The organism is Pseudomonas sp. AC255, from assembly GCF_979258175.1.
This window is the reverse complement of the sequence record NZ_OZ409841.1, coordinates 2,527,637-2,542,459: the sequence shown is the minus strand read 5'-3', so window position 1 is coordinate 2,542,459 and position 14,823 is coordinate 2,527,637. Positions and strand designations below refer to the sequence as shown.

At 57.2% G+C, this 14,823-nt stretch carries 9 protein-coding genes; 4 read left to right on the top strand and 5 right to left on the bottom strand.

The features are described from left to right. Positions 1–31 precede the first annotated feature (31 nt). Positions 32–1,246 carry an amino acid deaminase gene (locus ACZZ0K_RS11595; protein ID WP_252887813.1) on the top strand — a complete coding sequence of 405 codons (1,215 nt, stop codon included), beginning with the start codon at positions 32–34 and terminating at the stop codon, positions 1,244–1,246. A gap of 154 nt (positions 1,247–1,400) precedes the next feature. Then, positions 1,401–2,336, top strand: coding sequence for a 2-dehydro-3-deoxygluconokinase (gene kdgK, locus ACZZ0K_RS11590; RefSeq protein WP_252883712.1), 936 nt, complete (start codon positions 1,401–1,403; stop codon positions 2,334–2,336). Between the two features lie 115 nt (positions 2,337–2,451). Here kdgK and ACZZ0K_RS11585 read toward each other — a convergent pair whose 3' ends face one another. Together ACZZ0K_RS11585 and ACZZ0K_RS11580 are read right to left on the bottom strand one after the other, a co-directional pair. After that, positions 2,452–2,727 (bottom strand): peptidylprolyl isomerase, encoded by a 276-nt coding sequence (locus ACZZ0K_RS11585; RefSeq protein WP_007912322.1) that lies wholly within the window; start codon positions 2,725–2,727, stop codon positions 2,452–2,454. A gap of 52 nt (positions 2,728–2,779) precedes the next feature. Then, positions 2,780–5,317, bottom strand: a complete 2,538-nt coding sequence (locus ACZZ0K_RS11580) for a PAS domain-containing hybrid sensor histidine kinase/response regulator (protein WP_252885911.1) — start codon at positions 5,315–5,317, stop codon at positions 2,780–2,782. 109 nt (positions 5,318–5,426) lie between these two features. Here ACZZ0K_RS11580 and ACZZ0K_RS11575 point away from each other — a divergent pair, with 109 nt between their 5' ends. Both ACZZ0K_RS11575 and ACZZ0K_RS11570 read left to right on the top strand, forming a co-directional pair. Then, complete coding sequence (locus tag ACZZ0K_RS11575) at positions 5,427–6,536, top strand: PilT/PilU family type 4a pilus ATPase (protein ID WP_056785248.1); 1,110 nt, start codon at positions 5,427–5,429, stop codon at positions 6,534–6,536. A 142-nt stretch (positions 6,537–6,678) separates the two neighbouring features. Further along, a complete protein-coding gene (locus ACZZ0K_RS11570) occupies positions 6,679–10,368 on the top strand; it encodes a hypothetical protein (protein WP_463559109.1) in 3,690 nt (1,229 codons plus the stop codon). A gap of 18 nt (positions 10,369–10,386) precedes the next feature. On the opposite strand, the gene ACZZ0K_RS11565 is transcribed toward ACZZ0K_RS11570, so the two are convergent. The 3 genes from ACZZ0K_RS11565 to ACZZ0K_RS11555 all read right to left on the bottom strand — a co-directional run bounded on the left by ACZZ0K_RS11565 (position 10,387) and on the right by ACZZ0K_RS11555 (position 14,683). Beyond that, positions 10,387–12,360 carry an acetoacetate--CoA ligase gene (locus ACZZ0K_RS11565; protein ID WP_258708078.1) on the bottom strand — a complete coding sequence of 658 codons (1,974 nt, stop codon included), beginning with the start codon at positions 12,358–12,360 and terminating at the stop codon, positions 10,387–10,389. 150 nt (positions 12,361–12,510) lie between these two features. Further along, the gene (gene hbdH / locus ACZZ0K_RS11560) at positions 12,511–13,284 is read right to left on the bottom strand and encodes a 3-hydroxybutyrate dehydrogenase (protein ID WP_071172267.1); all 774 of its coding nucleotides are present in this window, start codon (positions 13,282–13,284) and stop codon (positions 12,511–12,513) included. 7 nt (positions 13,285–13,291) lie between these two features. Then, a complete protein-coding gene (locus tag ACZZ0K_RS11555; RefSeq protein ID WP_016774505.1) occupies positions 13,292–14,683 on the bottom strand; it encodes a GntP family permease in 1,392 nt (463 codons plus the stop codon). Positions 14,684–14,823 lie beyond the last annotated feature (140 nt).

The following is a 14,823-nucleotide window of genomic DNA, read 5'->3' as shown; positions in this document are numbered from 1 at the left end:
TGCCTGCGGCCGCGACTGTGAGGACTGGACCATGACCACTGCCATCAACTCTGCCGTAGAAAAAGGCGACGCCACCCTCGGCGCGCAACTGACCCGCGATGTCAGCCTGCCGGCGCTGGTGCTGCACCGCGAGGCGCTCGAGCACAACATTCGCTGGATGCAGAAATTTGTCAGCGACAGCGGCGCCGAACTCGCGCCCCACGGCAAAACCAGCATGACCCCGGCACTGTTCAAGCGACAGCTCGACGCCGGCGCCTGGGGCATCACCCTCGCCAGCGCTACCCAGACCCGCGCGGCTTATGCCCACGGCGTGCGGCGGGTGCTGATGGCCAATCAATTGGTCGGCACGCCTAACATGGCGTTGATTGCCGATCTGCTCGCCGATCCGACGTTCGATTTCTATTGCATGGTCGATCACCCGGACAACGTTGCCGACCTCGGGGCTTACTTCGCTTCCCGTGGGGTCAAGCTCAACGTGATGATCGAATATGGCGTGGTCGGCGGGCGCTGCGGGTGCCGCAGCGAGCAGGAAGTCATCGAGCTGGCCAAGGCCATCGATGCGCAACCGGCGCTGGCGCTGACCGGCATTGAAGGTTACGAAGGCGTGATTCATGGCGATCATGCGGTCAGTGGCATTCGCCAGTTCGCCGCGTCGCTGGTGCGCCTGGCGGTGCAGCTGCAGGACAGCGGCGCTTTCGCCATTGCCAAACCGATCATCACCGCATCGGGTTCAGCCTGGTATGACCTGATCGCCGAATCCTTCGAAACCCAGAACGCCGCTGGCCGCTTCCTCAGTGTGTTGCGCCCGGGCAGTTACGTGGCCCACGACCATGGTATCTACAAAGAGGCGCAGTGCTGCGTGCTCGACCGTCGCAGCGATCTGCACGAAGGCCTGCGCCCGGCGCTGGAAGTCTGGGCTCATGTGCAGTCGCTGCCGGAACCGGGTTTCGCGGTGATCGCCCTGGGCAAGCGCGACGTCGCATTCGACGCCGGTTTGCCGGTGCCGTTGTTGCGCTACAAGGCCGGTGTGGTGCCGGCGACAGGTGATGATATCGGTGCGTGCAAGGTCACGGCGGTGATGGATCAGCATGCGTTCATGACCGTGGCGCCGGGTGTAGAACTGCGGGTTGGCGACATCATTTCCTTTGGTACTTCGCATCCGTGCCTGACGTTTGACAAATGGCGTGTTGGGTTGCTGGTGGATGAGCAGTTGGCGGTCATCGAGACCATGGAGACTTGTTTCTAAGGCTTGAGACCGAGGCGCGGCCAATCGCTGGCAAGCCAGCTCCCACAGGGCCGGAGGTGATTACCCAATTTATGTTCACCTTGACTTTGTGGGAGCTGGCTTGCCAGCGATGACGCCCCAACAGCCACCACCGAACGACCAGAGACCTTACCAGATGACCACGCTCAGCCCTCTGGGGCCCTACACCCCGCGCATCGCCCTGATCGGCGAATGCATGATCGAACTGCAACAACGTGCCGACGGCAGTCTGCAGCAAAGCTTCGGTGGCGATACCCTCAATACGGCCGTGTACCTGTCCCGCGCCCTGGGCGACAAGGCGCAAGTCGATTACGTTACCGCGCTGGGCGATGACAGTTTCAGTGACGCAATGTGCCAGATCTGGCGCAGCGAAGGCATCGGCCTCGATCTGGTGCAGCGCTTGCCCGGTCGGCTTCCCGGTTTGTATTGCATACAGACCGACGCCAACGGCGAGCGGCGCTTTCTGTACTGGCGCAACGAAGCGGCGGTACGCGATTGCTTCACTACCCCTGCGGCCGAGCCGATTCTCGCGGCCTTGCCGGACTACGACGTGCTGTATTTCAGCGGGATCACCCTCGCCGTACTTGGCATGCAAGGCCGTGCCCGCCTGATCAAGACGTTGAGCGAAGCCCGGCAGCGCGATGCGCGCATCGTTTTCGACAACAACTACCGCCCACGCTTGTGGGCTTCTGTGGAAGAGGCCCGCGCGGCATATCGCAGCGTCTTGCCCTATGTCGATCTGGCGTTGCTCACCGTGGATGACGAACAGGCGTTGTTCGGGTTTGCCGATTGCGCTGAGGTGTTTGCGACGTATGCGCAGATTGGCACGCCAGAAGTGGTGCTCAAGCGTGGCGCCGAGGCGTGCCTGATTCGTTGTCAGGGGGAGGCGTTTGAGGTGCCGGCGCAAAAGGTCGACAAGGTTGTCGACACCACGGCGGCGGGGGATTCGTTCAGTGCGGCATATCTGGCCCGGCGCTTGCTCGGCGGCAGCCCGGCAGAGGCGGCCCAAGCGGGACATGAATTGGCCAGTCAGGTGATACAGGTGCCAGGGGCGCTGATCCCCCGAACTTGAAATGCAATACCTGTAGGAGCCGCCGAAGGCTGCGATCTTTTGATCTGGATCCGCAAAAGCAAGATCAAAAGATCGCAGCCTCGTTGCACTCGTCAGCTCCTACAGCGAGCAGCGATCAATCCCGATAAAACACCTGCACCAGGTGATAACCAAACTTGCTCTTGATCGGCCCATGCACGGTGCGCAGTGGTTTCTTGAAAATCACCGCATCAATCGCGCCGACCATCTGTCCTGGGCGTACTTCGCCCAAATCACCGCCGCGTTTGCCGGACGGGCAGGTGGAAAACTTCTTCGCCAGCACATCGAATGCTTCGCCCTTGGCGATGCGCTGTTTGAGTTGTTCGGCCTCTTCGGCGGTTTTCACCAGAATGTGGCGGGCTTGGGCTTTCATCGTGCAATACCTGATAACGGGGGGACAGCGGGGCGCGCGATTATGCCTCAAGTCACGGGGTCGGTTTGCTCAACTTGCGAATCTTGCTCGCCAACACTTCCAGGACAAAAGGCTTGGCGACCATGTCCATGCCCTCTTCAAGAAAGCCCTGGCGCTCGGCAGCAATCTGCGCGTAACCGGTCATGAACAGCACTTTAAGGCCGGGACGATGCTGGCGCGCAATTTCCGCCAACTGGCGACCGTTCATGCCGGGCAGCCCGACATCGGTGACCAGCAGATCGACACGTTGCGCGGACTCGAACAAGGGCAGGGCGATCTTGGCGTTTGCCGCTTCGAAGGTTTTGTAGCCCAGCTCCCTCAGCAGATCGAGCACCAGCATGCGCACCGCCGCGTCATCCTCGACCACGATTGCGGTTTCGCCAGAAGATGAAGCAGCAATCGGTTCGGCTTTCTTCACAGATGAGGTTTCCGGCGCCGGCTCAAGCAAGCGCGGCAAGTACAGGCGCACGCAAGTACCTTGCCCCGGCACGCTGTCGAGGCTGACGTGACCACCGGATTGCTGGGCGAAACCGTAGATCATCGACAGCCCGAGCCCGGTGCCCTGGCCGATCGGCTTGGTGGTGAAGAACGGATCGAACGCTTTGGAGCGAATTGACGGAGTCATGCCGGTGCCGTTATCGCTGACCGCGAGCATCACATATTCCCCGGCCTTGACCGGTTCGAGAATGGTGATGTCGCTGCTGTCGAGGTAGACGTTGGCAGTCTGGATCAGCAACGTGCCGCCTTCGGGCATCGCGTCGCGGGCGTTGATCACCAGATTGAGCAAGGCATTTTCCAGCTGGCTGACGTCGGTGCTCACCGGCCAAACGTCTTCGGGCAGGCGCAGTTGCAGGTCGATCGGATCGCCTTTGGTGCGGCGGATCAGATCTTCCAGCGAGTGCACCAGCTCATTGACGTTCAGTTGCTTGCGGTCCAGCGACTGGCGCCGCGAGAACGCCAGCAATCGATGCGTGAGCGCCGCCGCGCGATTGGCCGATGACACGGCCGCTTCGGTAAAACGGCCGATCTCGTCGGCACGACCATTGGCGATGTAGCGCTGCATCAAGTCCAGACTGCCGATAATGCCGGTGAGCATGTTGTTGAAGTCGTGGGCGATGCCCCCCGTGAGCTGGCCGACGGCTTCCATCTTCTGCGCATGGCGCAAGGCATCTTCGGCGCGCTCGCGTTCGAACATCTCGCTATGCAAACGCTCGTTGGCCTGAGCCAGTTGCTCGGTGCGCGCGCTGACCCGCTCTTCGAGGGTCTCGTTGAGATTACGCAGGGCTTCTTCGGTTTTCTTGCGCTCGGTCTCATCGATGACAAAGATGTAGAAGCCGTTCACTGCACCGTCCGCACCATGTCGCGGCAGATAATTCATGAGGGCGTGACGGGTGCTGCCGTCGCGGTGGGGGGTATAGAAACTGAAGGAACAGGCGCGTCCGGCCAGCGCTTCGGCGATGTACGGTGCACGCAGGAAATACGCCTCTTCGCCGATGACTTCGCGAATCTTGCGCCCGTACAACTCTTGCGGTGTGAGGCCGTACCAGTCGAGATACGCTGCGTTGTTCAAGCGAAAACGTTCTTCGGCGTCGACATAGCTGATCAGGATCGGCATGGCGTTGATGATCAACTGCAATTCGGTCTGGCTCTGACGCAGCGCTTGTTCGGTGTGTTTGCGTTCGGTCAGGTCCAGCGCCGCGCCGAGAAAGCGCATCGGCCGACCATGATGATCCTTGTAGCAACGCCCCCGCGCGAACACCCAGCGCAGCGTGCCATCGGCCTGCAACAAGCGATATTCCTCAGCGTACTCGGTGCCGTGGGTGATGCAGTGCTTGATGCCGCGCGCAACCATTGCGCGGTCTTCGGGGTGCACCCCGTGCATATATTCGCTGATCGGCAACTGCCCGGCCTTGCTCGGATCAACGCCATGCAGTTCGGCAAAATGCGCATCGGCAATGAATCGGTCTTCGCCAATGTCCCAGTCCCACGTACCGACGGCGTCGGCGGCGGCGAGGGCCAGTTGCAGACGCTCTTCGGACTGGCGCTGAGCCTTGAGGCTTTCCTCGGAACGGCGCTGCAATTCCAGGGCAATGCGGCGGCGTTCGTTGGTCTCAATGGCAGTGATCAGAATGCCGGCGACCTGTGCGGTTTCATCGCGAATCGGGCTGTAGGTCAGATCCAGCCAGAAATCGGTTTTTTTGCCGTCCCGCTGCACGCTGAACCGCTGCTCGCTGAAGCTGCGCACCTGGCCCTGCAGCACCGCTTGGTAGATCGGCTCGGCAAAATCCCGCACTTCCGGCCAGATCTCATGCGTTGGCTGGCCGAAGGCTTCGGGATGCTTGCTGCCGGCGAGCAGGGCAAAGCCATTGTTGTAGATCTGCGTGAGTTGCGGCCCCCACAACAGCAGCATCGGCATCGGCGAATGAATCACGATGTCCACCGCCGTGCGCAGGCTCTGCGGCCAGGTGCCGGCGGCGCCCAGCGGACTGCGGCTCCAGTCGGTGCGGGCGATCAGGGCCTGGGCGTCATCGGTGGTGGGTACAGCATTCATGTTTCAATCCTGAGCGTGGTTCGGTGAGACGGGGTCTATCATTGTTGCAGGAGCCGCGCCAAGCGTAGGCCAAATCTGCTCATTCAATGCTTCGCGGGTGCTTTCAGCCATGGAAATCGATGCACTGTTGTCAACATTGTCGCAAAAAAACGGTTCGGATCTCTTCCTTTCCACCGGCGCACCACCGAGCGCTCGCATTGATGGTGTGCTGACGGCGCTCAGCGATCAGCCATTCAAACCTGGCGAAACCGCGGCCATCGCCACCTCCCTGATGGACGCCGAGCAGCGCCGTGAGTTCGACCGGGATCTTGAAATGAACCTGGCAATCTCCCGAACGGGCGTCGGCCGGTTCCGGGTGAACATTTTCAAGCAGCGCAATGACGTTTCGATCGTTATCCGCAACGTCAAGCTCGACATCCCACGGTTCGAAGACTTGAAACTGCCGCCGGTGTTGCTGGAAACGGTGATGCTCAAACGTGGCCTGATTCTTTTTGTCGGCGCTACCAGTTCGGGCAAGTCGACCTCCCTGGCGGCGCTCATCGATCATCGCAACCGTCACAGTGCCGGACACATTGTTACCATCGAAGACCCGATCGAATATATCCATCGGCACAAGCGCTCGATCATCAATCAGCGTGAGGTTGGCGTCGATACGCGCAGCTTTCATGCTGCACTGAAGAACACTTTACGCCAGGCACCGGACGTCGTCCTGATTGGTGAGATCCGTGACCGCGAAACCATGGAGCACGCGCTCTCGTTTGCCGATACAGGGCATCTGGTGTTGTCGACATTACATGCGACCAACGCCAATCAGGCGCTGGATCGCATCATCAATATGTTTCCCGAGGAGAAGCGCGAGCAGCTGTTGCAGACATTGGGCAACAACCTGAAAGCATTTGTCTCGCAGCGCTTGGTACGCACTGTCGACGGCCAGCGCAGGGCGGCCGTGGAAGTGTTATTAGGTACGCCGACTGTCGCTGATGCGCTCCGTCGCAATGAGTTGGCTGAGTTGAAAAGTATCATGGAGAAATCCGAAGACTCAGGCATGCAGACATTCGATGCTGCACTGTTACAGTTAGTCCTTGCGCGTGTTATTACAGTAGAAGAAGCTTTGAAAAACGCGGATTCGACAAACAACTTACGGTTAGGCATCAAGCTTAAACTTGATTCTCCAATCAACGAAAAAGCATCGACAGGGGATTGGGGGTTGGTGGAGTAAGTTGTCGTGTCTGTAGGCGGCTGAGCGGTCAGGTGATAGATGTTTGAAATCTAGACTAATACTTGGTTAGTTGTGGTTTCGCCTGTTTTTATTAGATTTGCGATCTCGATAGCAAGTCCATGTAAATAAACAGGTCAATAAAATGAAAAATCGATGTGGTGCAGGTGCTCTTTCCAAATTGAGCGCTGCCGATAATGTGCGTTGTTCTGCCGCAGATGAATTAGAACGAATGGCACTTCTAGGTCAGTTGAAAAGATTTCTTGTTGAAGCTCCGGAAGACGTTGCGCGGGATATTTCAAACGACGACCAAAAGATCATCTGGCTCTCGCCTGAATCCTCTTTTGGACGTTTACAGAAACCGGCCAGCGAGATGCTTCAGGATCTGATGAGCTTACTCGGTTCTGGCACCTACAGTAGAGTTACGTCTTCGGGTGAAATTCACATATACGTTACTCATGAAGGGTGGATGGATGTATCGGATAACGTCAAGAGTAATCCCGACGCGAATGAGAAGTTCGAGAAGTTAGTTGCTATTGCAGCAGGTCTTGGTGGATTCGTTCACCTTGATAACGCAGTGCTGTTGTCGCAGTGGTTGCGTTTTCACGGGTTCAACGTGCCGGATGACAGAGAAAAACTGGAAAGCTTGATTGGCTTTTTGGAGTGGAAGTGGCCTGAAGGAGATGATTTTGGTAATTACTGGGGGCAGATAACTGGGCTAAATGATACGTCGATCACCTTGACACCACAGCAGTGTGCAGAGATTCGCGCGGTGACGAGTAAACTTTTCCCTGCGAATGAGAATCTACTTAACACAATCTTCAGAAGCGTCAGACCGTATAACGTTACTACCGTTAATTGGGACAGCGCTAACGAGGTCGTTGCAATGCTGGTTCGTCATCCAGCGTCGCAGAAAATTGCCAAGGAATACGTCATTGCACTGGACTGGTGGGGGGCGAAGGATTCCGAGGAAATCAGTGGTGACGATCTAGCTCAGGTATTGCTCACCGCAATAATTTTGCAGTTGGATTCATCCATAGGCGTTACTGGTAAGCGCAACTGCATCGGAACCTTTGATATATACGATTCGAGCACCATGGCTGATAGGCCGTTATATGCCATACGTGAAAATTTTGAGGCTTACCTTGTAGCAAAGGGCCATTCGCACTCGATTATTCCTCTCGCTTCCCACCTGCTCCTGGCTCATGTAGCGCCTTGTCTCCTGGTTAAAAATCTGCCCCAAGAGCTTTACGCTGGCTCGATCGGCTGGGTGACGTTTTGCCAGGCGGTGAGCTTTATCGAGATCAATTGTCGAGGCGTCTCTCGCTTCATGACATATGAACAAGTCATGAAATTTGCAAGCATGGAAACGGTCAGCCCGGTACTGGGGGAGCTACAAGGTATTACTGCGATCGACCCTATCATTGACTGGGCATTGATGAATGAAGTCATCACTCATGAGCAACTGAGCACGTCTGCTCTTACAGCAGCTCAAGACGCTTTGAATGCGTATAAAACGCACGTGGATGATATTGTTTTGGGAATCAAGGCATTTGGGGCGGCTCCGCCCAATCGGAAACGACTGGCGATGACTGCATTGAAGCAGGCGGTTGCTGATTTTGATGTTATTGAACAACCTCTTTTGCGTCCTGAGACTTATTCTGCAATGAGAGTGTCGATGCTTGATCTTCATATCGAAGGGTTGCTGGCGTCCGGAACATGGGATTGGAATAAAGAGCCCGGCATTTTCGATAAGTATCCGCAGCTTTTGGCCTTGCCTGCCATCAAACCAGCATTCGAAGCTGAGCTCGTTAGCTATCACTGCAATATTCATAAGGCGATGGCTTCAAACATAAAGCTGGCGATAGCAGGAATGCCTCGAGCCGATCGAGATATCTTTGCCTCAAGCAAGATCACGTTTTTTACTGTACGTCCTTCGGTTGCAGAGATTTACTATCCGTCATCGGCTAATTATAACTTGGTCGGCGCGGGTAATCAGCCGCCCAAAAATATCGAAGTTCAGCTCAAGAAAGACCAGGCGGTGGGGCGGTTCGGTGTAATTATGATAGCTTCCTTCGGGAATAATCAGACTTTATGCTATGAAATGTTTACCTTGCTGGGAGAGTGCAGAAGAAACGATGAGCTAGGCAAATTGATTATTTATACCCAAAAAATGAACATGCCTGGAAGGGTTGAATATACAGGGAAGCCCGATGATGCATTTTTCCCTTTGCCCCCCACGCATAACGTTCCAACTGATTTCGATAGCTACATTGTCGGAAAAAAGCCGTCGCCGAATGCTTCTGGGATTATGGTTATAGAGAAACTTGGCACTGTTATCGCTCCGACTTCTGCGTCGCGGGTCGTTCGTAATCATTATCAGTTTTTCGTAAATGAGCATATCGAAAATATTGCCCAATTTGTTGTGAAGAACAGACCATTGGGCAGCCTCCAGGATTTCAGGGAAGTCTTCACCGAATACACTGATAAAGAGCGTGTGGAGAACACTTATAACGAGGTGCTGACGTATATTATTGACCTGTGTGTCCCGTTCAAGAAATGTATCGAAGACTTGGCTTCCGGAAATAGAAATCAGGTGGTTGACGGAATTTACGCGTGCACGATGGATGCTATCGGTATTTTCTTCACTGTACTGGGTGCCCCGGCTAAAATTCTGCATATCGCAGCCAAAACAGTTTCGTTGACGGCAAAAATCGGCAGCCTCGTCAGGTTTGGCATTTCTCTGACAGTCTCGACTTTCAATCCGATTGATGGATTGCCAACTGCTGGATACCAAGCGTCGAAAGCATTGTTCAAAAGCGTCATGCATTTGGGCGCGTCGGGCGCAAAAGTCGTGGAATCTGCCGTTGTCCAGATGAGCAGACTGACCGGTACGGCGCGGGAATTTCACAAGCTGGCGAATGCTACCGATGTTGGTTTCGGGAGGTGGCGCCCGCTTGGAAGCACCGCGTCTTCTTTCAATGTCTGTGCCATCAAGAAAAGCAGTGAGTGGTACGCGGCCAATCGGCTAGGTAAGCCGTGGGGAAAACGACTCGTCAATTTCGACCTGCAAGAGAAGTTTAGTCTGCCATTACTGCAGAAACCGGTTCCGGGTGTTTTTACAGCTCACATTCTCGAGCGCAGTCTGCCACTGGCCCGTTTCAAAATAGACAGCGCAATTGAAGTGCTGGGCGCGCCGGCGCTGAATTTCAAAACCGACCCCACGATTGGATTGTTTTTTGGCAGTACCGCGGCGGCGCGTGACGAATTGTCCAATCTGCTAAGCGCCATCAGGCTGGATTTCGGCGGAACGTCCGCCAGTAATTTCCTGTTGGATAGCCTGAAACTAGATGATGGCGTCATTGAGGTAAATCCATTCGATTACAGCAAATGGAAGAGCGCAGGAGCTACAGATAAAAAGCGTGTTCAGTACATGACGGTCAATACACGTAACTTCAACCAGCGATTCAGCCTGACAGGTTACGGCGAAATCGCTGATGATCTCATCCACGAAATGATTCGGGTCAACCCCGCCAAGACCAGTCTGATCACTGCCGAGGGGGCGACCCGAGATGGTAAGGTCGGTTTGGATGTGGCGCCTTTACTAAACTTGGCAAAGGGACGCTTGCCCCGGTCTGAGCCTATCACTGGCAGTTTTCACGAAAGTGCTCAAGCGCTCCTCAATGCAGACTCGCTGATGCTCGTCATTGCCTTGCTCAGTTTGTTGAAAACAAACGAAGCGTTGTTTTCGCTGAATCTCAGCATCATGCGCGCAGCGATCGAAGCCAGTGGAGATCAGCCCCTCACCGGTGAAGTTGTAATACAGCTGAATTGAGGCTGCGCCAGACGAAATTCAGTGTTGAATAACTTCGGTCATGGCCAGTTCGCGCCGATCCCGAAACTGCTCCAGCGCTTCGGGATTGGCCAGTGCATCGGTATTTTTCACTGGCCTCCCATGCACGACATCGCGCACCGCCAGCTCTACGATTTTGCCGCTGATGGTGCGCGGTATATCGGTTACTGCGACGATGCGTGCGGGAACATGCCTGGGTGTGGTATTGGCGCGGATCACTTCGCGGATTCGCTGTTCAAGCCCTTCATCCAGCTCGACGCCGTCGCGCAAACGCACGAACAACACGACGCGCACATCCTCCTGCCATTGCTGACCGATGGCGACGCTGTCCAGCACTTCACTGATTTTCTCGACCTGCCGATAAATCTCCGCCGTGCCGATGCGCACGCCGCCCGGATTCAACACCGCATCCGAACGGCCATGGATCATCATCGCTCCATCGCGCATTTGCTCGGCGTAATCACCCTGTGCCCAGACGCCGGGAAACTGGCTGAAATAAGACTGGTGCAGTTTTGTGCCGTCGGGGTCATTCCACAAGCCGATCGGCATCGCCGGGAAGTGCCGCGTGCAGACCAGTTCACCTTTCTCACCGATCACCGGCTGGCCAGCGTCGTTCCACACCTCGACGGCCATGCCCAGGCTCTTGCCCATGATTTCTCCGCGACGTACCGCTGACAGCGGGTTGCCATTGACGAAGCACGAAACGATGTCGGTGCCACCGGACATCGAGGCCAGACACACCTCGGTTTTGAAGTCGCGATAAACGAAATCGTAGCTTTGCGGTGACAAAGCCGAGCCTGTGCACAGCAGGGTTTTCAAACTGCTCAAATCATGGCTTTCCCGTGGCCTGGCGCCGCTGCTTTCCAGCGTCGCGAGGAATTTCGGACTGGTGCCAAACACGCTGATGCGTTCATCGTCGATCAGGTCGAGCAGGCGCTGGTGATCCGGGTGGAACGGCGAGCCGTCGTAGAGCACCACGGCGCTGCCCACTGCGAGTGCCGAGACCAGCCAGTTCCACATCATCCAGCCGCAGGTCGTGTAGTAGAACAAGCGATCACCGGGACCGAGGTCGCAGTGCAAACCATGTTCCTTGACGTGTTGCAGCAGCACGCCGCCGGTGCTGTGGACGATGCATTTCGGCACGCCAGTGGTGCCGCTGGAGTACAGCACGTAGAGCGGATGATTGAACGGCACCGGGGTGAAATCCGGTTCACCACCGGGTTGATAAAAATCTTCCCAGAAGCAGACATCGGCTAGGGTTCGGTAATCCTCGATGCGAGCTTGCGGGCGAGCGTACGGGACGATGATCAACTGCTGCAGTGACGGCAGTTGTGCAAGGATTTCGTTGAGCTTGGCGGTCTGATCCAGGGTTTTTCCGGCGTATTGATAGCCGGCACAGGTGAGCAGCACTTTCGGTTCGATCTGGCCAAAGCGATCGATCACGCCGTGGGTGCCGAAATCGGGCGACGAGCAGGACCAGATCGCGCCGAGGCTGGTAGTGGCCAGCATCGCCACCAGGGTTTGCCAGGTGTTGGGCATGCACGCCGCCACGCGATCACCCCGGCCAACGCCCGCCGCGCGCAGGCTCGCCTGAAACCCGGCGACCTGTTCGGCCAGCTCGGCCCAGGTCAGTTGTTCGCGCTGACCATTCTCTGCAACTGCGATCACGGCCACGGCATCGTCGCGTCGGCGCAACAGGTGTTCAGCGAAGTTCAGGGTCGCGCCGGGGAACCACTCGGCGCTGGGCATTTCTGCACCTTCACGCAAGACGGCGTCGGGCTGAGTGTGGAAGCGGATGTCGAAGAAATCGACGATCGCCTGCCAGAACGCCGGGCGCTGATCGATGCTCCATTGGTGCAGGGCAGGGTAGCCGTCGAGCTTGAGCGAATGCCGCTGATTGATATCGCGCCGGAAGGCATCCATACGCGAACCGGTGATACGCTGGGTGTCGGGTTGCCAGAGGATGTCGGACATGGGCTTGCCTCTTCTTATCGGATTCGTACAGGCCAGGGAGATCATTCCCTGTGGGAGCGAGCCTGCTCGCGAAAGCGTTGTCTCAGTATCCCGAACTGTGTCTGATAAACCGCATTCGCGAGCAGGCTCGCTCCCACAATGGCCAGGTGTTTATTGCGCCAGCCAGCCACCATCAATATTCCACGCCGCGCCGCGCACCTGGCTGCCGGCTTCGCTGCACAAGAACAGCACCAACTCACCCAGATGCTGCGGTGTGACGAACTCCAGCGACGGCTGTTTTTCCGCCAGCAGATCATGCTGCGCCTGCTGCGGATCGACCCCCTTGGCCGCGCGATCGTCGATCTGCTTCTGCACCAGCGGCGTCAACACCCAGCCCGGACAGATCGCATTGCAGGTGACATTGCTGGTCGCGGTTTCCAGCCCGACCACTTTGGTCAGGCCGATCACGCCATGCTTGGCGGCAACGTACGCGGCTTTGCCGGTGGAGCCGACCTGGCCATGCACCGAGGCGATATTGATAATGCGCCCCCAGTTCTTGCGGCGCATGCCCGGCAGACTCAAACGGGTGCTGTGGAACACCGATGACAGGTTGATCGCAATGATCGAATCCCAGCGCTCAACCGGAAACTCTTCTACCGCCGCAACGTGCTGAATGCCAGCGTTGTTGACCAGAATGTCGACGCCGCCAAACTCGCGCTCGGCGTAGGCGACCATGTCGGCAATCTGCGCCGGGTCGCTGACATCGGCGGGATGATGGCCGACCTTGCCGCCGAACTGAGCGACTTCGGCGATCACCTTCGAAGCATCGCCGAAGCCATTGAGAATCAGGTTGGCGCCAGCCTTTGCGAGGGTCAGCGCGATGCCCAGGCCGATGCCGCTGGTGGAGCCGGTCACCAAAGCTGTCTTGCCGGAAAGAGTGGTCATGAATACCTCACACAATACCAGTGGCGTAGAAAGTGCCGATCACCACGAAAACCGCGAGGGTCTTGATCAGCGTAATACAGAAAATGTCTTTGTAGGCTTCGCGGTGGGTCAATCCGGTCACCGCCAGCAGGGTGATCACCGCGCCGTTGTGCGGCAGGGTATCCATGCCGCCACTGGCCATCGCGGCCACGCGGTGCAGCACTTCCAGCGGGATATTCGCCGCGTGCGCCGCGCTGATGAACTGCTCGGACATCGCCGCCAGCGCAATGCTCATGCCGCCCGAGGCCGAACCGGTGATGCCGGCGAGCAGCGTCACGGTGATCGCTTCGTTGACCAACGGATTGGGAATCTGCTTGAGCCAGTCGGCCAGCACCAAAAAGCCCGGCAGCGAAGCGATTACCGCACCAAAGCCGTATTCAGACGCGGTGTTCATGGCCGCGAGCAACGCACCGCTGACCGCACTTTTGCTGCCTTCGGCGAGCTTGCTTTTAATCGCCTTAAAGCCGAACGCCAGCACCATGAGGATGCCGACCAGCAACGCCGCCTGCACCGCCCAGATCGCCGTGAGCTTGGCGATTTCGGTAGTGACCGGCGCGGCCATGCCCGGCAGTGCGAGGCTGTGGGTCTTGCCGTACCACTGCGGAATCCATTGGGTGAACAGCAGGTTCATGATGCCCACGGCCAGCAATGGCGACAGGGCAATCCACGGGTTGGGCAGTTTCAGGTCTTCGGCAGTTTCCGGTTCGTTGCGCAGTTCAGTGCCGTAGCCTTCGCCGGCACGTTGCGCCTTGTTGCGTTGGCGCTGCAGAAACAGCATGCCGGCGCAGAACACGAAAATCGTGCCGATCACCCCCAGCCACGGCGCCGCCCATGCGGTGGTGTTGAAGAAGGTGCTGGGAATGATGTTCTGGATCTGCGGCGTGCCGGGCAGGGCGTCCATGGTGAACGAGAATGCACCGAGGGCAATGGTCGCCGGGATCAGACGTTTGGGGATATTGCTCTGGCGGAACATCTCCGCTGCAAACGGATACACGGCGAAGACTACGACGAACAACGACACGCCGCCATAAGTGAGCAGGGCGCACACCAGCACGATCACCAGCATTGCTTGTTTCGTGCCGAGCAGGCGAATCGCAGCGGCGACGATCGAGCGTGAGAAACCCGACAGTTCGATGAGCTTGCCGAACACCGCGCCGAGCAGGAATACCGGGAAATAGAGCTTGATGAAACCGACCATCTTGTCCATGAACACCCCGGTGAACGCGGGGGCAACGGCGGACGGATCGGTGAGCAGCACCGCGCCGAGGGCGGCGATCGGGGCGAAGAGGATGACGCTGTAGCCACGGTAAGCGGCGAGCATCAGCAGCGTCAGGGCTGCCAAGGCAATGATCACACTCATGGTGTGTCTCTCCAGGATTGTTATTTTTGTGGGTGAAACGGGTGTGGAGAGTGGGTTAGCGAGATTTGTGCCAATCTTCTAACTGTTTGAAATATAAGGAAATTAGATCTCGGTCGAGTTCTCGAAGCTGTTTTTGTCTC